This is a genomic window from Flagellimonas iocasae (genome assembly GCF_042682725.1).
In the GTDB taxonomy this organism is placed as follows: Bacteria; Bacteroidota; Bacteroidia; order Flavobacteriales; family Flavobacteriaceae; genus Flagellimonas; species Flagellimonas iocasae.
On the sequence record NZ_JBHUHU010000001.1, the window covers coordinates 203,944 to 222,249 of the forward strand.

Annotated in this window: 20 protein-coding genes; 11 read left to right on the forward strand and 9 right to left on the reverse strand. The window is 42.2% G+C overall.

Translation table 11 applies throughout. The features are described from left to right. Positions 1 to 17 precede the first annotated feature (17 nt). Positions 18 to 362 (forward strand): hypothetical protein, encoded by a 345-nt coding sequence (locus tag ACFSJE_RS00895; RefSeq protein ID WP_379829092.1) that lies wholly within the window; start codon positions 18 to 20, stop codon positions 360 to 362. A 133-nt stretch (positions 363 to 495) separates the two neighbouring features. Further along, complete coding sequence (locus ACFSJE_RS00900) at positions 496 to 1,311, forward strand: mechanosensitive ion channel family protein (protein ID WP_379829093.1); 816 nt, start codon at positions 496 to 498, stop codon at positions 1,309 to 1,311. Positions 1,312 to 1,416: 105 nt separating this feature from the next. On the opposite strand, the gene ACFSJE_RS00905 is transcribed toward ACFSJE_RS00900, so the two are convergent. Continuing rightward, positions 1,417 to 2,016, reverse strand: coding sequence for an MCP four helix bundle domain-containing protein (locus ACFSJE_RS00905; protein ID WP_379829094.1), 600 nt, complete (start codon positions 2,014 to 2,016; stop codon positions 1,417 to 1,419). Between the two features lie 295 nt (positions 2,017 to 2,311). Between ACFSJE_RS00905 and ACFSJE_RS00910 the strand changes: the two genes are divergently transcribed. After that, a complete protein-coding gene (locus ACFSJE_RS00910) occupies positions 2,312 to 3,052 on the forward strand; it encodes a DUF6090 family protein (protein ID WP_379829095.1) in 741 nt (246 codons plus the stop codon). A gap of 93 nt (positions 3,053 to 3,145) precedes the next feature. Here ACFSJE_RS00910 and purB read toward each other — a convergent pair whose 3' ends face one another. After that, positions 3,146 to 4,489 (reverse strand): adenylosuccinate lyase, encoded by a 1,344-nt coding sequence (purB, locus tag ACFSJE_RS00915; RefSeq protein WP_379829096.1) that lies wholly within the window; start codon positions 4,487 to 4,489, stop codon positions 3,146 to 3,148. 48 nt (positions 4,490 to 4,537) lie between these two features. Then, positions 4,538 to 5,110 carry a hypothetical protein gene (locus ACFSJE_RS00920; RefSeq protein ID WP_379829097.1) on the reverse strand — a complete coding sequence of 191 codons (573 nt, stop codon included), beginning with the start codon at positions 5,108 to 5,110 and terminating at the stop codon, positions 4,538 to 4,540. A gap of 31 nt (positions 5,111 to 5,141) precedes the next feature. Here ACFSJE_RS00920 and ACFSJE_RS00925 point away from each other — a divergent pair, with 31 nt between their 5' ends. Continuing rightward, positions 5,142 to 5,615: a heme-binding domain-containing protein gene (locus ACFSJE_RS00925; protein WP_379829098.1), complete on the forward strand. Its 474-nt coding sequence runs from the start codon at positions 5,142 to 5,144 to the stop codon at positions 5,613 to 5,615. Here ACFSJE_RS00925 and ACFSJE_RS00930 read toward each other — a convergent pair. Then, on the reverse strand, positions 5,578 to 6,279 hold the full coding sequence (locus tag ACFSJE_RS00930; RefSeq protein WP_379829099.1) for an SIR2 family NAD-dependent protein deacylase: 702 nt from the start codon (positions 6,277 to 6,279) through the stop codon (positions 5,578 to 5,580). The genes ACFSJE_RS00925 and ACFSJE_RS00930 overlap by 38 nt on opposite strands. Before the next feature lie 44 nt (positions 6,280 to 6,323). Between ACFSJE_RS00930 and ACFSJE_RS00935 the strand changes: the two genes are divergently transcribed. Together ACFSJE_RS00935 and ACFSJE_RS00940 are read left to right on the forward strand one after the other, a co-directional pair. After that, positions 6,324 to 6,977: a TrmH family RNA methyltransferase gene (locus ACFSJE_RS00935; protein ID WP_379829100.1), complete on the forward strand. Its 654-nt coding sequence runs from the start codon at positions 6,324 to 6,326 to the stop codon at positions 6,975 to 6,977. A gap of 41 nt (positions 6,978 to 7,018) precedes the next feature. Next, positions 7,019 to 7,543, forward strand: coding sequence for an SRPBCC family protein (locus tag ACFSJE_RS00940; RefSeq protein ID WP_379829101.1), 525 nt, complete (start codon positions 7,019 to 7,021; stop codon positions 7,541 to 7,543). Positions 7,544 to 7,551: 8 nt separating this feature from the next. On the opposite strand, the gene ACFSJE_RS00945 is transcribed toward ACFSJE_RS00940, so the two are convergent. The 4 genes from ACFSJE_RS00945 to ACFSJE_RS00960 all read right to left on the reverse strand — a co-directional run bounded on the left by ACFSJE_RS00945 (position 7,552) and on the right by ACFSJE_RS00960 (position 12,673). Further along, positions 7,552 to 9,240 (reverse strand): alpha-amylase family glycosyl hydrolase, encoded by a 1,689-nt coding sequence (locus tag ACFSJE_RS00945; RefSeq protein WP_379829102.1) that lies wholly within the window; start codon positions 9,238 to 9,240, stop codon positions 7,552 to 7,554. A 98-nt stretch (positions 9,241 to 9,338) separates the two neighbouring features. Next, positions 9,339 to 10,067 carry a carboxypeptidase-like regulatory domain-containing protein gene (locus ACFSJE_RS00950; protein ID WP_379830029.1) on the reverse strand — a complete coding sequence of 243 codons (729 nt, stop codon included), beginning with the start codon at positions 10,065 to 10,067 and terminating at the stop codon, positions 9,339 to 9,341. 123 nt (positions 10,068 to 10,190) lie between these two features. Continuing rightward, complete coding sequence (locus ACFSJE_RS00955) at positions 10,191 to 11,951, reverse strand: DEAD/DEAH box helicase (protein WP_379829103.1); 1,761 nt, start codon at positions 11,949 to 11,951, stop codon at positions 10,191 to 10,193. A gap of 140 nt (positions 11,952 to 12,091) precedes the next feature. Further along, positions 12,092 to 12,673 carry a non-canonical purine NTP diphosphatase gene (locus ACFSJE_RS00960; protein WP_379829104.1) on the reverse strand — a complete coding sequence of 194 codons (582 nt, stop codon included), beginning with the start codon at positions 12,671 to 12,673 and terminating at the stop codon, positions 12,092 to 12,094. Between the two features lie 58 nt (positions 12,674 to 12,731). On the opposite strand from ACFSJE_RS00960, the gene ACFSJE_RS00965 reads away from it, so the two are divergent. Together ACFSJE_RS00965 and serA are read left to right on the forward strand one after the other, a co-directional pair. Beyond that, positions 12,732 to 13,184, forward strand: a complete 453-nt coding sequence (locus ACFSJE_RS00965; protein WP_379829105.1) for a methyltransferase family protein — start codon at positions 12,732 to 12,734, stop codon at positions 13,182 to 13,184. 283 nt (positions 13,185 to 13,467) lie between these two features. After that, positions 13,468 to 15,360 (forward strand): phosphoglycerate dehydrogenase, encoded by a 1,893-nt coding sequence (serA, locus tag ACFSJE_RS00970; protein WP_379829106.1) that lies wholly within the window; start codon positions 13,468 to 13,470, stop codon positions 15,358 to 15,360. A 114-nt stretch (positions 15,361 to 15,474) separates the two neighbouring features. Here the strand turns inward: serA and rlmH are convergent, their stop codons facing one another. Continuing rightward, positions 15,475 to 15,948, reverse strand: coding sequence for a 23S rRNA (pseudouridine(1915)-N(3))-methyltransferase RlmH (gene rlmH, locus ACFSJE_RS00975; protein ID WP_379829107.1), 474 nt, complete (start codon positions 15,946 to 15,948; stop codon positions 15,475 to 15,477). Positions 15,949 to 16,040: 92 nt separating this feature from the next. On the opposite strand from rlmH, the gene nadC reads away from it, so the two are divergent. Genes nadC through ACFSJE_RS00990 form a run of 3 tightly spaced genes read left to right on the forward strand, consistent with a single transcriptional unit; the run spans position 16,041 to position 18,302 of the window. After that, positions 16,041 to 16,898 (forward strand): carboxylating nicotinate-nucleotide diphosphorylase, encoded by an 858-nt coding sequence (gene nadC / locus ACFSJE_RS00980; protein ID WP_379829108.1) that lies wholly within the window; start codon positions 16,041 to 16,043, stop codon positions 16,896 to 16,898. After that, complete coding sequence (locus tag ACFSJE_RS00985; protein WP_379829109.1) at positions 16,898 to 17,875, forward strand: YihY/virulence factor BrkB family protein; 978 nt, start codon at positions 16,898 to 16,900, stop codon at positions 17,873 to 17,875. The genes nadC and ACFSJE_RS00985 overlap by 1 nt, the downstream gene beginning before the upstream one ends. After that, positions 17,868 to 18,302 (forward strand): DUF2147 domain-containing protein, encoded by a 435-nt coding sequence (locus ACFSJE_RS00990; protein WP_379829110.1) that lies wholly within the window; start codon positions 17,868 to 17,870, stop codon positions 18,300 to 18,302. The genes ACFSJE_RS00985 and ACFSJE_RS00990 overlap by 8 nt, the downstream gene beginning before the upstream one ends. Positions 18,303 to 18,306 lie beyond the last annotated feature (4 nt).

Below are 18,306 nucleotides of genomic sequence, written 5' to 3' on the forward strand. Positions count from 1 at the left end.
AATAAAGAAAAAATGGGATGAGAATATTTACTTATATTATTTGCATTTTGTTGTTTGTCTCATGTGATGGTGAAGTCGAGATTCCAGTTACCATTATAGAGCTCGATGTGAATGTTAATCAAGAATTGCGATATTATCTTGGGAACAACCCGGTTGAAGGGGGGTATACTATTACCAAACAACCTAAAGCATATAGCTCAAGCGAAATTTTATTGGATGAGGAATTAGGAGGCCCCACTTATTTTTATCTTCCCAAACGAGACTTTAAGGGTTTAGATATTGTTGAAATCACCCTAAAAACGTCAACTGGAAATCAAGATTTTAACAAAGAGTTGATTGTACTCCGAATAACCGTCAAATAATTTCAAAAGAGTTTAAAAAGGGTAGCATATGCTACCCTTTTTTATTTGTGGACATTCAGCACATTCTTTTGTGACCATATTTTTATCTTAGTGTCTCATAATTAGAACACTAACACATCAAATCGATACAATCATGGAAAAAGCAGAAGAATGGATGAACTACGGTTTAGACCTTGCCAAAGAATTTGGACCCAAACTCATCACCGCGATCCTCATCTATCTCGTGGGGATGTGGATCATCAAAAAAATTACACGCGGAACCCGAAAGGTGATGTCCAAAAGCAAATATGATGAATCCCTGCAACGGTTTTTGTTGAATTTGTTCTCCTGGGCCCTCAAGATTTTCTTGATCATTATTGTGATTTCCCGATTGGGAGTCGATGTCACCACCTTTGCTGCGGTGATAGCCGCTGCAGGTTTGGCCATTGGGTTGGCACTGCAGGGGTCGTTGTCCAATTTTGCAGGAGGGGTTCTGCTCATGATTTTTAAACCCTATCGTATCGGTGACTTGATCGAGGCACAAGGCGTACTAGGCGTTGTGAAGGAGATTGAGATTTTTACCACCAAATTGGTGACGCCCCAAAACAAACTGGCCATTGTGCCCAATGGCGCCATGGCCAATGGAAATATCATCAACTTTACCGCCGAAGGCCGCATGCGGGTCGATACTGTGATTGGTGTTGGCTATGGTGAGGACATCAAAAAAACCAAAGAAGTGCTATTGAAGGTACTCACCGATAATCCGAAGGTGCTGCAAGACCCTGCACCATCGGTTAATGTTTTGGAATTGGCGGACAGCTCTGTGAATTTTGCAGTGAGACCGTTCTGTGAACCCAAAGATTATTGGGATGTCTATTTTAACACCTATGAAAACTGCAAATTGGCCTTAGATAAAGCCGGCATTGAGATTCCATATCCACATCGCATCAATATTGAGCGGAAGGAATAATGGTATTGTCCCTTTGAGGCTTTTATGTCGGTTAGGTATGGACAAATAAGCGGTCAACGATGATTATTGATTGTTTTTCAAAACCTAAAACAGCGTAATTTGAAATTAAGCCTTTTCTTTTGGCTTGTACATCACGATAATCTGGATAAGAATAGCCAGAAACACCAATATGTAAATTTCAATTTGGGTGAATAATTCTACCGTATCAACGGCACGTTTGCTAATTGACATTTGCCTACTTCCCTCAATCAGCTGAATTTTGGATAAATCATTGAGATTGTCTTTTAATTTCTCAATATGATTTCCAATTTGGGGATTAGTACCATAATCGGAGTTTGAAACCTGACGTTCAGCCGCTACCAACGACGCTATGTTTTTCTTTAAATCTGAAAAGACTTTTGCCTCCTCAGAGGTTAATTTTGTCTGCTCAAATCTGGAAACCAAAGCTTGTAGGGTATTGTTGACCTTTGCGTTTTGAGTATTGAAAAAAGTGGTATCCGATACTGATACAGCCAATTCTTTTTGATGGATAGACTTTAGCATTTCAAAAATCAGCTCTTTGGCCACCAATCGGTCTTCGTATATGGTTACTACTGAATCACGGACCCGGACAAAATTATTCTTATCGATTAGGTTGGTTGAGATGATCAAGACAAAGATCATCAGTATTCCAAGTATCCATTTTATTTTATTGTAGAATGCCATATTCACTACTTTTTAGAGATTAATGCCAATTACAATAATACAAAAAATGGTACGCAACATGGCGTATATCGTGTTGCATTGGAATTGACTGCAGGTGTTTTCCCTTCAGTTTATTCTTTCTAGTTTTCGGGTGATTTGGTGGATTCCAAAGTTTTAGTAAAAAAGACTAACTTCATACTTGCCTGCCTACGGGCGGGGGCCTTTGCTGAACTAGTTTCAGTGTCGGGCGATATAATTCAATTAAAACGATTCCTATCATTTAACGTTGTGCTTCATTATCCGAAACTGCTAACCAATGATAAAGTTCTTTAGAAAAATTAGACAAAGACTGCTTTCTGAAAATAAATTCAGCAAGTATTTGTTTTATGCCATTGGTGAAATTGTGCTAGTGGTTATCGGAATTTTAATTGCGCTTCAGATAAATAATTGGAATGAAAATAGGAAGCAACAAATCAAGGTAAATCAAAATTACCATGAGATATTGGCAGACCTGGATAGAGAACGAGCGCATGCAAATTTTATAATTAACAAGTTCGAAGAGCAGCGACAAGCTTACAGGGAATATCTTGAACGTTTTGCTGACGAGAAGATTAGCCGCAAAACTATGTACAACATGCTGCTTCAACTTAATATGGAAGGTTTTCCAATCAATTCCAATACCAGTATAACCGAATCATTGCAGAATAGTGGTGAGATTGTTCTGATTCCTCAAGCAATAAGAAACAAACTCATCAGTTTACAACGTCTACAACAAAAGATAACCGTAGATGAAGGTTTGGACAATCGAGCACGGATGGGTGTCAATGAACGGTTGAGTATGCTCATCGGCTCGCGAACCTTGGAAGAGCGATTAGAGAATCAAAAAGAACTCAAAGCTGAATTGCGAATTGACGAAAATACGAATGAAATCATCTTGGCGCTAGAGGCTATCCAAGATTGGATGGACTTTTCTGAATCAAAATCGATAAGACAACTAAGTGGATTAGTTGATGAAATCAATGAGGTCGAGAAGCTCATATTGGAAGAGATGAAATAACGAAAGCACAACAATGCGTATAGATCATACTTGCTATCGCTGCGTACGCTCCATAAGTACCAATTTCAAATCACTTTTGATTAATAACAAAACTTAAACCCCCGTATAATTCGCTGGGGTGATTCGCTTCAGTTCCGTTTTAATGGCATCCGAAACCTCCAAGGTTTCAATAAAATCTGCTATTGATTTTTGGGTGATTTTCTCATTGGTTCGGGTCAAACCCTTTAGGGCTTCGTAGGGATTGGGATAGCCTTCGCGACGCAAAATGGTTTGGATGGCCTCAGCAACCACCGCCCAATTGTTCTCCAAATCCTGCTCAAACTTGTCTTGATTCAATACCAATTTGTTCAACCCTTTTAAGGTAGATTGAAACCCGACCAAGGTGTGCGCAAAGGGAACGCCTACATTTCGCAATACGGTGCTGTCCGTTAAGTCGCGTTGCAGTCTGGAAATAGGCAGTTTGGCCGATAAATGCTCAAAAACGGCATTGGCCAACCCCAAATTTCCTTCGGAATTCTCAAAATCGATAGGATTTACTTTGTGCGGCATCGCCGAGGAACCCACTTCTCCTTTTTTGATTTTTTGCTTAAAGTAATCCATTGAAATATAGGTCCAGAAATCCCGGTCCAAATCAATAAGGATGGTATTGATGCGCTTTAAGGCATCAAAAAGGGCTGCCATGTGATCGTAATGTTCAATTTGTGTAGTAGGGAAGGAGTGGTGCAAGCCCAATTTCTCCTGTACAAATTGCTTTCCAAAAGCTTTCCAATCCGTTTGGGGATACGCAACTTTGTGGGCATTGTAATTTCCGGTGGCACCGCCAAATTTGGCCGCACTGGGAATATCATTCAATAAATTGAACTGCTCCTTGAAACGTTCCACAAAAACCTCAATTTCCTTGCCCAATCGGGTAGGGGAGGCAGGTTGCCCGTGAGTTCGTGCCAACATGGGAATGTCCGCCCATGCCGCGGCAAGTTCCTTTAGTTTTTCAAAAACTTCAAAATAGGAAGGCACATACACCTCGTTCATGGCCTCTTTGATGGAAAGCGGAATGGCGGTGTTGTTGATATCCTGTGAAGTCAACCCAAAATGGATAAACTCCTTATGTTTTTGCAATCCCAGCGCATCAAATTGTTGTTTGATGAAATACTCAACCGCCTTTACATCATGATTGGTGACCTTTTCAATATCCTTAATGGCTTGCGCATCTTCCGAAGAAAAATTCTTGTAGATATTCTGAAGTTCGGAAAATTTCTTTGCGTCAAAATCGGCCAATTGCGGTAATGGAATTTCACAAAGCGCAATGAAATACTCAATTTCAACCTGAACACGGTACTTGATAAGCGCCTCTTCAGAAAAATAATCCTTTAGGCTTTTGGTCTTGTTTCTGTATCGGCCATCAATGGGTGAAATGGCGTTGAGTTGTGTTAGGGACATTGCTACGAACGATTTTGAAAGTTGCAAAGATACTCAAACTCGTAGAGTTTAATGGCCTATTTGGGCCAACTTGTCCAGGGTTTTTTTGGCCCGGTTTTGATAACCTGTGGTGCCAGTGGCGTAGGTATCTTCCAAAACTTGGCGCAACTCAGGGTATACCCAGTCGAATTTTTGCCCCAAATAATAGAGGCTGGTCATGGAAAAGACCTTTGGCGCCATGTTCATATCACTGATGAGCCAATCAAAACAGGCTGTCATGATTTTTTCCAAATGCTCGTCAGTGACATTTTTTTGGAAAGCAGGGTCTTTCTTTTTGAAATACGCTACGCACACCATCTCACAGACACAAGCCATGGCACGGATGGTCGCTTCGGATTTCAAATTTTCCAGCATTTCAGTGAAATCATCAAAGTAAGGCAATATATAGTCTAATTTCTTTTCAATCAGATGCCGAAACGTCCAACTGGCGTTATAGGTACCTTCCTTTTCTTCAATCTGTATCTCATTCAGTAATGCCCCAACCATAGTTGGCTGAAGGATGAGTTTGTCCACCAGCATGTCGACATCAGCTTTTGAAAGCCTCCCTGAATGCAGCGCAATATGCAGTTCTTCTTTGGTCACAATGACGTATCTTTATGGGAAATCTTGAGTGATGAAAATAGTGAAAAAAATAGCAATTGCACTGTTGGTGATTTTAATCGGGATGCAGTTTTATAGACCCGAAAAAAACCAAGCCGAAGGGGATTATGTCGCTGCTTTTGAAGCGGAGACCCAACCCACTCCCGAAGTAAAAACCATTTTAAAAAGTGCTTGCTATGATTGCCACAGCGCGAATACAGTGTATCCGTGGTACAACAATATTGCACCCGTTTCTTATTGGTTGGCAGACCATGTTAAAGATGGGAAACGACATTTGAACTTTTCGGATTGGGAAAATTATACCGTAAAAAAGAAGGACCATAAGCTGGAGGAACTTGTTGAGGAGGTCGAGGAAGGCAAAATGCCCTTGAATGAATATACGTGGACCCACTACGATGCCCGTTTGGATGAATCTCAGAAAAAGGCATTGATGGATTGGGCCAAAGCGGCTAGGTCCAACTACGAATCAGCTCTTCAACAAGAATAGGGACGCCTTTTGCAGCAGTTTCCGCACGTACCGTAAGATTGTCAAAGTCCGATGAACGCACAGTAGGTCTGGGGTCCACAAAAAAGATGGGAGTCTGTTTTGGGGCATAATGAATCAATCCAGCGGCAGGATATACCTGCATGGAGGTTCCAATAACCATTAAAACATCAGCTTGTTGGGTTATGTAAGCTGCGGTTTCCATCATCGGGACCATCTCTCCAAACCAAACGATATGGGGGCGTAGTTGATGCCCCTTTTCATCCAAATCGCCCAAAACCAAATCCGTGGTCCAATCTAAAATGTAAGTTTCATCATGGATGCTGCGCACCTTGAATAGTTCGCCATGAAGGTGCACTACGTGCGAACTCCCCGCCTGCTCGTGAAGATTGTCCACGTTTTGGGTGATGATGCTAACATCAAAATGTTGCTCCAGCGTAGCAAGTGCCAAATGACCTGGGTTGGGACTCACCTCCAACAATTGACGCCTACGCTGATTGTAAAACTCCAATACCAACTCCGGATTTCGGGCAAAACCTTGTGGCGAGGCCACTTCCATAACATCATGACCTTCCCAAAGGCCATCCGCATCTCGAAAGGTCTTTAGGCCACTTTCGGCACTCATGCCGGCTCCGGTAAGTACGACTATTTTTGGTTTTTCGCCCATAGTTTTCCAAAAATAGAAATTTCAAATTTTCCTATCTTGTTTTTATGTTTGATGATGACTTGTTCGCTTATTTGGAAACCTATCTCACGGAAGAGCGGAAGCAGCGTTTTTTAGAGGTGCTACAAAACCGCACCCGATTGCTTACAGTGGCCATTGAGGATGTGTTCCAGATGCACAACACCAGTGCCATTATCCGGAGCTGTGATGTGTTTGGCATTCAAGATGTGCATGTGGTGGAAGACCGATTTGGTAAGCGACTGGACAAAAATATTGCCGTAGGAGCGGAACAGTGGGTGGATGTGTATCGCTATCGGACTACGTCCGAATGTATCGATAAGCTCAAAAATGAGGGCTACCGAATCATCGCCACTACACCTCATGATGATTCCCAATTGTTACACGATTTTTATCCCAAGACCAAAACGGCACTCTTCTTTGGAACGGAAAAGGAAGGATTGAGCGAGGAAGTCATGCAACGCGCCGATGGATTCCTAAAAATTCCGATGGTAGGGTTTTCAGAAAGTTTGAATGTTTCGGTCTCGGCGGCCATCATTATTCAAGAGTTGGCACAAAAAGTACGGGATTCTTCCTTGGATTGGCACCTATCGGACATTGAGATCTTGGAAAAGCGGATGGATTGGACCAAGAAGTCGATTAAAAATGTAAAGGGCATCATTAAAAGGTATTTGGCAGATTAAACTTTTTTGTATTTTTAATTGGTAACCAATCAATTACAACCATGATAATACTACTTTACATTTTAGCAGGGATTGTTCTGCTGATTCTAATTTTGGCCGCAATAGCACCAAAGACCTACAATGTTTCCCGTTCCATCACCATTGCCAAGCCTAAGTCGGTGGTTTTTGAACATTTGAAATCTCTTAAAAAGCAAAATGAATGGTCTCCGTGGGCCCGTCGTGACCCCAATATGGAACAAAAATTCACCGGAACTGATGGAGAGGTAGGGTTTGTCAATTACTGGAATGGCAACAAGGAAGTGGGAGAAGGGGAGCAGGAAATCACCAAGATTGTGGAGGGCGAGCGCATTGAATCGGAACTTCGGTTTTTAAAGCCTTGGAAATCCACTTCGGATGCTTATCTCATCACTGAGGAAGTGGATGCTGCCACTACAAAAGTGACGTGGGGGTTTTCTGGTAAGAACAAATTTCCTTTCAGCATTATGATGCTGTTCATGAATATGGACAAAATGATTGGAAAGGATTTTGAGGAAGGTCTCTCCAACTTAAAAGAAAAGCTGGAATAAGCAGTAACTTATTCCACCAGTTCCAAAAGGGCAATGTCGAAGTCGTTTTCCAGAAGCACCTTTCCGTTGGCTACCGTTACTTCGGTTTCGGAATAGGTGTCGTATAATTTGGTGCCATCACCAAAGAATCCTTTTACCCACAAGGACTTTTTACCTGTAGGTAAATCGAGACCGACCACCACTTTGTCCCGATAGTCGCCATTGTCGTAGGTTCTGGAGAAGACGTAAGGCGATTTGGCCAAACGTTTATGTTTTCCGGCTCCAATGGCAGGGTGGTTTCTTCGGAATTGACCTAATTTTTGCCAGTGCTTGTGTATTTTTTGGGTTTCCGGAAGGCTATCCAGTTCTTCCCAGTTCATAAAGGAGCGAAGGGTGGCATCACCTTGGGCACCTTCAATGGTGAGGCTTCGCGAGGTTTCGTCGCCATAATACACTTGTGAGGCACCTGGTGTCAATAATAAAACGTTGGCTGCACGATAGGGTTTTTTGCGCTCTTTGTCGTACGGAGTTCCATCGTCATGGGAAGTCAAATAATTCAGCACACTTTTATCCTTCAATTTGGTATTGAGCAATCCACTGTATTTTGAAAAAATGTCCTCATAAGCTTTGTCGGCATCGGTCTTTAGCTCAAAATTGATGAGACTTTTAAAGCCATAACTGAAGAAATCCACTTTTTTGTCGCCAAAATCATAATCCCGTCCTCCGGAAATGCCGTAGTTGTAGACTTCGCCAACCATATAGAAGGGGTTGTTGTCCAGAATACGGTCCTCGTGTTTCTTCTTCCACATTTCAAAGGCATACACAGCTTCTTTGTGGAGGTCTTCCCAAGCATTTTCATTGACGTGTTTTACCGTATCCACTCGAAATCCGTCCACACCATAGTCGTTGATGTAATCTGTCAACCATTTAATGATATAGTAGCGAGGTGCTCTAGGATACCCCGTACGGTCAAAGAAAAGTTGTAATTCATCCAATTCCTTGCTCAACCGGCCTTCATCCTTCCATTTGGCGAGTAACGCATCAGGAAGTTCCACTGCCTCATCTGATTCGGTAAGAATATCGGGTAAGTTCGCGACCAAGGTGCACTCGGTGGTGTTTTCATAATTGGTGAATTCACAAGTGGGACCTGTCCGCACCCAATCCTCGGGCCAAACCGGGTCTTTGTCTGTAACGGGACCTGTGTGGTTGAGAACCACATCCAAAAGAATACGAATGCCTTTGGCATGGGCAGCCTTTACCAGATTGTCCAAGTCTTTAAGTGTGCCAAAATTGGGGTCAAGAGCGGTCCAATCCTTGGCCCAGTATCCGTGATACGCGTATGTGTTTCCAGTTCCTTCGTCGGTGGCGCCGTGGACTTGCTCCACCAAAGGTGTAAGCCAAATGGCATTGATACCCAAATCGGTAAAATAACCATCTTCAATTTTTTGGATGACACCTTGCAGGTCCCCGCCCTCAAATCCGCGAAGCACCCCTGTTGCTTCGTTTCTATCGAAATTAATGTCGTTATTGGGATTTCCGTTCTTGAAACGGTCGGTTAGTAGGAAGTAGACATTGGCCCCTTCCCAAACAAAGGGCACCTCCTTTTTGGGTGTTTCCGCTACAACTACCTGCTGTTCTTCTACTTGCTGCTTTTTTTCAACCTTTTTGCAGCCTACAAAAAAGGACATTAGTGACATAACAACAAGTAGTTTTTTCATGTTTTGGGATTTTGTTTAAAGCTATAAAATGAATGCGGAATTCTAAAATTTATTTATGGCTTCGTCACATGGGCCCAAAAGCGGGAAAGTAAGTCTAATTAGTTTCGGTTTAGCACCTTGTACTCTTCATAGCAGCTGGATATGGCGTCCAAAATTTGGAGGTCATTGGCTGTGTTGATAAAGGATTTGGAATAATTGCAGTTGTTAAGGATGTCTTCAATATCCACTTTCTCCAACTGTAGCAATTCTGTAAGAATTTCACGGTCAAATTTGGAAGCCAACAAGTTTTTGATTTCGTCGTCTTCTTTCATTTGACGCAATTTGCGCATCTGTCTCGGTTTTTTTCCAAAGAGATTCCGCAGAAGGTCTGCCGGGTTCAATATGGCTCCCAATACTTTGGTTACGGCACTGGGGTTCTTGCTTCCGGCTTCATAGCTCGCGTTAAGCCCTGAAATGCTATACTGATAGGCGTTGTTCACAGGAAGGTTCTTCACATCAATTTCCAGATATCCGGTAAGTTGATATGGGGTCACGATGACTTCTTCCAACGCATAAGCCAATTCGGTCAATGCGATTTTAGTGTCCTCAATTTTGAACATATCATTCGTAACCCGAACCTTTTGTGATTTAAACCCCAGATAACTCAGGTAAAGGGTATCGTTTACAGCGGCTTCAATGGTAAAACGGCCATTTTGGTCCGTAATGGTACCGATGACTTGATTAAGATTGATAACGTGAACACTTTCCAAAGGAAAATCTGTCTGAGCGTTCACCACAGTGACCGTAAGCTCTTCCAAGACCGGGGTTTCATCCTCGTTCTGGGCCATGCAAAGCAAAGGGACAATGGCAAAAAGTGTAAGTAGAATTCTTCTCATGCAATCTTTGTAGGTATAAAAGTACTAAACAAAGAAAAATTATTTGCTACCCCTTAGCTTTTAATATAGAATTAACTAATAAAAACCAGACCTTTTTTTACCGCCCTTTTTGTTGAAACCTCCTTTTTTTCCTCCCCTGAAGGATTTGTTGCCACCACTTTTTCGGTTACCGCGTTTACGGTCTCTTTTTCGACCGCCACCTTTGCCTTGGCCTCCTGGTTTTGTGGATACTTCTACGTTAATGAAACGCCCATCCACCTTGAACTCACTAAAGGTTTGAAGAATGAGTTCTGTAAGTTGAGCATCTGAGTTGAAGAAAGAGAAGCTGTCCTTGGTATCAACGTTGAATATATCGTCTTTTTCCAAATCCAAGGTATCCCGAAGGAAATCTTTCAATGACATCCAATCGTACCCGTCACGCTCTCCAATATTGATGAAATAGCGTACGGAACCACTAGAGGGAATATCGGCAGACTCTGAACCTCCTTTGCTTCCGCGTTCGCTGGAACTATCAGAAGTATTTAAGTCTTTGGTCTTGCTATAATAGTTGGAGAACTGCGTAAACTCAACGGAAACCATCTTTTTAATAAGCTCGTCACGGTCAATACCTTCCAAAACATCGTTGATGGCAGGCAAATAGGCGTCAATTTCCTTGTTGATTTTGGTGTCCTTGATTCTGTTGGCCAAATGATACAACTGAATCTCACAGATTTCAATTCCGGTTGGAATCTTTTTCGCGATAAAATCCTGTTTGACGATTTTTTCAATGGTCTTGATTTTACGTAGCTCAGAACGTGTGATGATGACCATGGAAATCCCTGACTTCCCAGCTCTACCAGTACGTCCGCTTCGGTGGGTGTAGGTTTCAATCTCATCGGGCAGTTGGTAGTTGATGACGTGGGTTACATCATCCACATCAATTCCGCGAGCGGCAACATCGGTTGCCACCAACATCTGCACCTGTTTTTTACGGAAGGCGTTCATCACCAAATCACGTTGGTTTTGACTTAAATCACCATGAAGCGCACCAGCGTTGTAGCCATCCTCAATCAATTTTTCAGCAACTTTTTGGGTGTCACGCTTGGTTCTACAGAAAACAACGGAGAAAATACCGGGATTTGCATCGGCCAAACGTTTTAGTGCTGGGTAGCGATCACGACCTCCAACCACGTAATATTCGTGTTGAACTGTAGAAGCGCCCGCATTCTTGGTTCCAACGGTGATTTCAACAGGTTGGTGCATGAATTTTTTGGCGATAGTGGCCACTTCTTTGGGCATGGTCGCTGAAAACAACCATGTTAATTTTTCTTTAGGGGTGTTGGAGAGAATATCTTTGATGTCTTCGTAGAAGCCCATGTTCAACATTTCATCGGCTTCGTCCAAAACACAATAATCAATTTTGGAAATATCCACCATTCCACGACCGATCATATCCTTCATTCGGCCAGGCGTAGCCACAACAATTTGTGCTCCGCGTCTAATTTGACTGGCTTGTTCCGTAATGCTAGCACCGCCATAAATGGCCACCGTGCTCAGTCCTTTTACGTATTTGGAGTATAATTTGAGTTCGTTGGTGATCTGCAAACAGAGTTCACGGGTAGGAGAGAGAATCAAACCTTGTGTGGTTCTGCTCTCTGCATGTATTTTTTGAATCATCGGAAAACCAAAAGCAGCGGTTTTTCCTGTTCCAGTTTGAGCCAAGGCCACCAAATCGGTGTCTTGCTCCAATAAAATTGGGATTGATTTTTCCTGTACTTCAGAAGGGGTTTCAAATCCAAGATCGGAAATAGCATCCAATAGGGGTTGATCTAACCCCAAGGCTTCAAATTTTGTCATAGCGGTGTATACCTTAAATCGCAAATATGTTGTGTTGCATAGAGCGATTCCTGTATAACCTTTGAGCCCATCGCAACACCTTGCCCATACCGGCGGCGTTAATAAAGCGGCAAATGTACGCTAAATTTATGCGGCGGCTACTATAAAGTCTTGTTTTTTAAAAAGGTGACCAATTTCTGGATGGCCCTTCCACGGTGGCTGATGGCATTCTTGGTTTCGGCTGGGAGTTCCCCTAATGTCTCGTCAAACCCTTCAGGCTTAAAAATGGGGTCGTATCCAAAACCTCCTGAACCCTGTTTGTCTATGGTGATGGTTCCTTCCACGATACCATCAAACGCATAACTTTTCCCGTTAAGGTTGAGATGAATGGCCGTTTTGAAGTGGGCTTGTCGGTTTTCTTTTCCTACCAATTCTGATAAAAGTTTCGCCATATTATCCTGCGCATTCTTTTGTTCCCCGGCATAACGGGCCGAATAAACGCCGGGTTCACCATTCAGTGCATCAACTAAAAGCCCGGTGTCGTCCGAAAAACAGTCCAAACCATAGGTTTGGGTTACAAAATCGGCCTTGATTTGGGCATTTTCCTCTAAAGTCTGTCCAGTTTCGGGGATTTCATCAAAACAATTGATGTCTTTCAATGACAATAGTTCGATGGATCTTGGAAGCAGCTGCTGCACTTCCTTCAATTTATGGTCGTTGTGGGTGGCAAATACAAGTTTCAAATTGGAAAGGTCTAATTCAGTTTCAAAAGTAGTAATTTCGAGTAGTAAACTTGCCCGTATGAAATTTAGAATACCCCCAGTTTTGGTGATGATGGTCTTTGGAGTACTTATGTATGTATTGGCGATGTTTCTTCCGTTTGGAAATTTTGATTTTTTCGGCAGAGAGGAATTGGCCTACGTTCTGTTTGGATTGGGATTCCTGGTTATTTTGATAGCAGTGATTCAGTTTGGCAGAAAACAAACCACTACTGACCCCTTGCATTTGGAAAAAGCAAGCAGTTTGGTCGTAAAAGGTATTTATAACTACACTCGTAATCCCATGTATTTGGGGATGTTGCTGTTTTTGCTGGCTTTTGGATTGAAATTGGGAAACGCCTTTAATACTCTTTTGGCCGCGGGTTTTGTGTATTGGATGAACCATTTTCAGATTAAGCCTGAAGAAGAAGCACTATCGACAAAATTTGGTAAAGAATATGCGCTGTACTGCAAGTTGACCCGAAGGTGGTTTTGATGGCCTTTGTTAATTGTTGATGGTTAAGGGTTATAGGTTTTAGTGGCGATTCGCGTAATTCGTGCCAACCATATTTTTAGGTTAAAGCTCTAAGTTATTGAGCTTGAGTTTAAACTTGTTATTTTGATTCTTCTAAATTGCAAAAAGCTGCCTTTTGGGTGCCATTTGAAACAAATCGTAATGGATTTTTGATTTATCCACAAATGTGTAAGGTTTTTAATAAGTTCCGATTCTAAGGATGGAATTTATGTTTAATTTTACACCTTAATTTTTTTAGCTATCCATGGTGGAAACGGGCCGAAAATATGTTTTTGATTTTGACAGTACCCTTACCCGGGTAGAGGCGTTGGATGTGTTGGCTGAAATGACCCTTCAAGGCAACCCCAAAAGAGAGGAAATTGTTGCTGAAATCCAACACATTACCAATTTAGGTATTGATGGTGACATTTCTTTTACGGAATCCCTTGAAAGAAGAATCAAGCTATTGAATGCCAATAAAAAAGACTTGGAAAACTTGGTGGTTGAACTTCGTCAAAAAATATCCAAATCCATCGCTTCCAACAAGGAATTCTTCCATGAATTTTCGGATGATATTTATGTGATATCCTGCGGGTTCAAGGAATTTATCGATCCCATTGTTGAGGAGTACAATATTCCTTCGGACCGGGTTTATGCCAATACATTTACGTTTGATGAATCCGGAAACATCACTGGATTTGATGAAGCCAACGTTTTGGCTTCCCATAATGGAAAAATAGAATGCTTAAAACGCCTTGATTTGGACGGAGAGGTCCAGGTCATTGGAGATGGCTATAGTGATTATGTAATGCGTGAAGCAGGAATAGCCCATAAGTTTTTCGCCTACACTGAAAATGTGCACCGAGCCAAAGCCGCAAACAATGCGGACCACGTTGCACCTAACCTAGATGAATTTTTATTTGTGAACGATTTACCAAGAAACCTTTCGTATCCAAAAAATAGGATCAAGATCCTTTTGCTTGAAAATGTACACCCAGCCGCTTTTGAGAATCTTTCAGAGGAGGGCTTTTCCGTTGAACTTGTAAAGCACAGTCTTCCTGAGGAGGAGCTCATAGAGCGAATCAAAGGAGTACATGTTCTGGGCATCCGTTCCAAGACGCAAGTGACCAAAAAAGTGTTGGATGCCGCCAATAAACTGATGGTAGTGGGTGCTTTTTGCATCGGAACAACCCAAATCGATTTGGAATACAGCAAGAAAAAAGGCGTAGTTGTCTTCAATGCGCCTTATAGCAATACGCGATCTGTGGTGGAATTGGCCATCGGTCAGACCATTATGTTAATGCGTAGCATTTTTACCCGAAGCACAGAAATCCACAATGGCGAATGGAACAAGACGGCAGCCAATTCCCGAGAGGTTCGAGGTAAGAACCTTGGAATCGTGGGTTACGGAAACATTGGTAAGCAAATGTCCGTTTTGGCCGAAGCTATGGGTATGCGGGTCTATTATTATGATGTCGCCGACCAATTGGCACTGGGTAACGCCGTAAAATGCAACACCTTGGAAGACCTTTTATCCATTTCGGATGTGGTTACCCTCCATATTGATGACAACAAAGCCAATAAAAACTTTATCGGTGAGCGTGAAATCAACCAAATGAAGGATGGAGCTATACTCATTAACCTTTCCAGAGGTTTTGTGGTGGACATTGATGCTTTGGCAAATGCATTGAAAGGTGGAAAATTGGGTGGAGCTGCGGTTGATGTGTATCCTGTGGAACCAAGCAGTAATGGTGCGTTTGAAACTCCGTTACAAGGATTGTCCAATGTAATTCTGACCCCTCATATCGGTGGAAGTACCGAAGAAGCACAACGAGACATTGCCGATTTCGTTCCCAACAAAATCATGGATTACATCAATTCAGGAACCACGGTGGATGCAGTGAACTTCCCGAATATCAGATTGCCAAAACAGAACAAGGCGCACCGCTTTTTGCATATCCACAAAAATGTTCCCGGCATCATGGCCAAGATTAATGAAGTCGTCGCCAAATATGGATTGAATATTTCTGGGCAATACCTGTCCACTGACCCTGAAGTTGGCTATGTGATCACCGATTTGGACAAAGAGTATGACAAAGAGGTGGTAAAAGCATTGAAAAACATCGAAAACACCATCAAATTTAGAGTGCTTTATTAGTAGAAAGTCGCGAAGAAGTTGAATCAAGAGCCAAGAATCAGTCTTTGTTCTTGAATCTTTTAGCGAAGCGGTCTTGAATTTGAACTTGATTCTTGAACTTGCACTTGAACTTTTTCATTGATGGTGGTACGGTTCATTCCGTAAAATAGTGAAACCCCGATACAACTGTTCCACCAAGAACAAGCGAACCATTTGATGGGAAAAGGTCATTTTGGATAAACTGATTTTTCCCTGAGCCTGGGCATAAACCGCATCACTGAACCCGTAGGGTCCGCCGATGACCAAAACAAGGTTTTTGATGCCACTGTTCATTTTCTTTTGAAGGAATTGGGAAAATTCCACCGAGGTATACTGTTTTCCCCGTTCATCTAGAAGGATTAAGACATCGGAAGGTTGGAGTTGACCCAATATCAGTTCCCCTTCTTTTTCCTTTTGTTGTGCTTCAGAAAGATTTTTGCTGTTTTTTAGGTCCGAAATAATATGAAAATGGAACTTTATATAGTGCTGCAATCGCTTCTCATAAATCGATATAAGTTGTTCTAGGTCAACACTATCCGTTTTTCCAATGGCAATCAAAGTAATCTGCATGCCCAAAAATAAGGTTTAAACTGAAATACATCGCCATGCGAATCGTGGAGAAGGAGCAATGTTTTTACTATTTTCGTTAAAACCCCAATTGGATGATATCCGAAGAACAATTCCAAAATGAACTTGACTTGATCATTGACAACGCCATTCGCGAGGATGTCGGTGACGGTGACCATAGCTCCCAGGCCTGTATTCCTGCTTCTGCAACTGGAAAGGCAAAACTGTTAGTTAAAGACGAAGGCATTATTGCCGGGGTTGCATTTGCGGAACAAGTCTTTCAAAAGGTTGACCCTAACCTAAAGGTTGAGGTGTTGCTTACCGATGGAGCCCCAGTAAAATATGGTGATATTGTTTTTTATGTGGAAGGAAGCTCGCAGAGTATACTAAAAGCAGAACGCTTGGTGCTCAATGCAATGCAGCGCATGAGCGCCATTGCTACGAAGACCAGTGATTTTGTATCGATATTGGATGGTACCAGTACCAAAATTTTGGATACCCGAAAGACCACTCCCGGTATACGAGCTTTGGAAAAATGGGCCGTTAAGATAGGAGGAGGTGAAAACCACCGTTTTGCGTTGTATGACATGATCATGTTGAAGGACAACCATATTGATTTCGCCGGAGGCATCACCAAGGCCATTCAAAAAACACAACAGTATTTGAAGAAAAAGGGCAAAGACTTAAAAATTATTGTCGAGGCCCGGAATTTGGATGAAGTTTCGGAAATTCTTCAATCCAAAGGCATTTACCGAATTTTGCTGGACAACTTCAATTACGAAGACACCAAAAGGGCAGTCAATTTAATTGGAGACCAATGTCTTACAGAATCCTCTGGAGGAATAAACGAAGATACCATCCGAAAATATGCTGAATGTGGTGTGGATTACATTTCATCTGGGGCATTGACCCATTCAGTGCACAATATGGACCTAAGTTTAAAAGCCGTGTAATGTCCCAAGTTATAGAAGAGCAATTGGAAAAGATACCGGTCATCAATTGGGTGGCTAGGCTGCTGAAAAAGGTAAAGCTCAAGGCTTTCGAGGGGCTCTCTCTTTATAATTTGATAGAAATGTATTTATTGGGGATTGTGCGCGGGGCCCTTTCCACGAGGGCGAGTTCTATTGCGTTCAGTTTGTTCATGGCACTGTTCCCATTGTTGATTTTCTTCGTCACCATGATTCCGTTTGTGATTCCCTACGTTCGGGTGGGCAATGAAAATTTCGACGCGCAGTTCTTGACCTTTTTGGAATCCTTTTTGCCTTCAGCCACTGGAGATTATTTCGGTGAGATTTACCAACAGATTAAGGATCAAAAACAGGAAGGATTGCTGTCATCTGCCTTTTTGGTTTCCATTTTTCTGGTAGCCAATGGGGTAAATGCCATTTTTGGCGGATTTGAAAACTCATACCATGTTGATTTGACCCGGAATTTTTTCCGTCAATATGCATACGCCCTCATGGTTGGGGTCATTCTTTCCATTCTATTGATTGTTGGAGCAGTGGCTTTTGTTTATTTTGAGTTTTACATTGTAGGATACACCAACGAATATCTGGGAAAAGCCTTTGGGTATGACCTGGAAAAGGGCGATTCTTTCGGCATTCAATTGGCCAAAATCGCATTTTTCATGTCCCTTTCGTATCTGACTACGGCTATACTGTACTATTTTGGAACCGCGGAGGGGAGAAAAGCACGATTTTTTTCCGCTGGAGCATTGATGACGACCTTATTGTTCTTGCTTACATCCTATTTATTTGGAATCTATGTGGAAAAATTTGCGAGATACAACGAACTTTATGGGGCTTTGGGAGGATTATTGATTTTAATGGTTTTCATTTGGTTAAATTCAAATATCCTTTTGTTGGGATTCGAGTTGAATGCAACCCTTAACTCTTTAAAGAAACAACATGAAAAACGCCAAGATGCTTAATAAACTCATGCTGCCCTTGTTTTTTCTTCTTCTTCAAAGCGCTTTGGGGCAGACCGTCTTTGGAAAATGGAAAACAGTTGATGATCGCAATGGCATAACGAAGGCCATTATTCATATCTACAAAGAAGATGGAATGTTGCAGGCAAAAGTCCTTAAAATCTTGGAAGAAGGAAAGGAAAATGCCGTTTGCGCCAAGTGTGATGGGGATCGCAAGGATAAGCCTATTGTCGGCATGAAGATCATGGAAGACTTCGAGCAAAATGATAAGGGGGAGTATAAGGGGAACAATTTGTTTGACCCCGAACAAGGCATGACCTTTCGAGGCAAAGTTTGGCTGGATGAAGAAAATGAGAACCGGTTAAAAGTTAGGGGCTACTTGGCATTTTTGCACAGGACCCAGACCTGGCATAGGATAATGGAAGAATAGGCTT

What these genes read in the sequence shown, in the direction of transcription:
- ACFSJE_RS00895 (WP_379829092.1), top strand. Translation starts at nt 18, where the DNA reads ATGAGAATATTTACTTATATTATTTGCATTTTGTTGTTTGTCTCATGT.
- ACFSJE_RS00900 (WP_379829093.1), top strand. Translation starts at nt 496, where the DNA reads ATGGAAAAAGCAGAAGAATGGATGAACTACGGTTTAGACCTTGCCAAA.
- ACFSJE_RS00905 (WP_379829094.1), bottom strand. Translation starts at nt 2,016, where the DNA reads ATGGCATTCTACAATAAAATAAAATGGATACTTGGAATACTGATGATC.
- ACFSJE_RS00910 (WP_379829095.1), top strand. Translation starts at nt 2,312, where the DNA reads ATGATAAAGTTCTTTAGAAAAATTAGACAAAGACTGCTTTCTGAAAAT.
- purB (WP_379829096.1), bottom strand. Translation starts at nt 4,489, where the DNA reads ATGTCCCTAACACAACTCAACGCCATTTCACCCATTGATGGCCGATAC.
- ACFSJE_RS00925 (WP_379829098.1), top strand. Translation starts at nt 5,142, where the DNA reads ATGAAAATAGTGAAAAAAATAGCAATTGCACTGTTGGTGATTTTAATC.
- ACFSJE_RS00930 (WP_379829099.1), bottom strand. Translation starts at nt 6,279, where the DNA reads ATGGGCGAAAAACCAAAAATAGTCGTACTTACCGGAGCCGGCATGAGT.
- ACFSJE_RS00935 (WP_379829100.1), top strand. Translation starts at nt 6,324, where the DNA reads ATGTTTGATGATGACTTGTTCGCTTATTTGGAAACCTATCTCACGGAA.
- ACFSJE_RS00940 (WP_379829101.1), top strand. Translation starts at nt 7,019, where the DNA reads ATGATAATACTACTTTACATTTTAGCAGGGATTGTTCTGCTGATTCTA.
- ACFSJE_RS00945 (WP_379829102.1), bottom strand. Translation starts at nt 9,240, where the DNA reads ATGAAAAAACTACTTGTTGTTATGTCACTAATGTCCTTTTTTGTAGGC.
- ACFSJE_RS00950 (WP_379830029.1), bottom strand. Translation starts at nt 10,067, where the DNA reads ATGGCCCAGAACGAGGATGAAACCCCGGTCTTGGAAGAGCTTACGGTC.
- ACFSJE_RS00955 (WP_379829103.1), bottom strand. Translation starts at nt 11,951, where the DNA reads ATGACAAAATTTGAAGCCTTGGGGTTAGATCAACCCCTATTGGATGCT.
- ACFSJE_RS00965 (WP_379829105.1), top strand. Translation starts at nt 12,732, where the DNA reads ATGAAATTTAGAATACCCCCAGTTTTGGTGATGATGGTCTTTGGAGTA.
- serA (WP_379829106.1), top strand. Translation starts at nt 13,468, where the DNA reads ATGGTGGAAACGGGCCGAAAATATGTTTTTGATTTTGACAGTACCCTT.
- rlmH (WP_379829107.1), bottom strand. Translation starts at nt 15,948, where the DNA reads ATGCAGATTACTTTGATTGCCATTGGAAAAACGGATAGTGTTGACCTA.
- nadC (WP_379829108.1), top strand. Translation starts at nt 16,041, where the DNA reads ATGATATCCGAAGAACAATTCCAAAATGAACTTGACTTGATCATTGAC.
- ACFSJE_RS00985 (WP_379829109.1), top strand. Translation starts at nt 16,898, where the DNA reads ATGTCCCAAGTTATAGAAGAGCAATTGGAAAAGATACCGGTCATCAAT.
- ACFSJE_RS00990 (WP_379829110.1), top strand. Translation starts at nt 17,868, where the DNA reads ATGCTTAATAAACTCATGCTGCCCTTGTTTTTTCTTCTTCTTCAAAGC.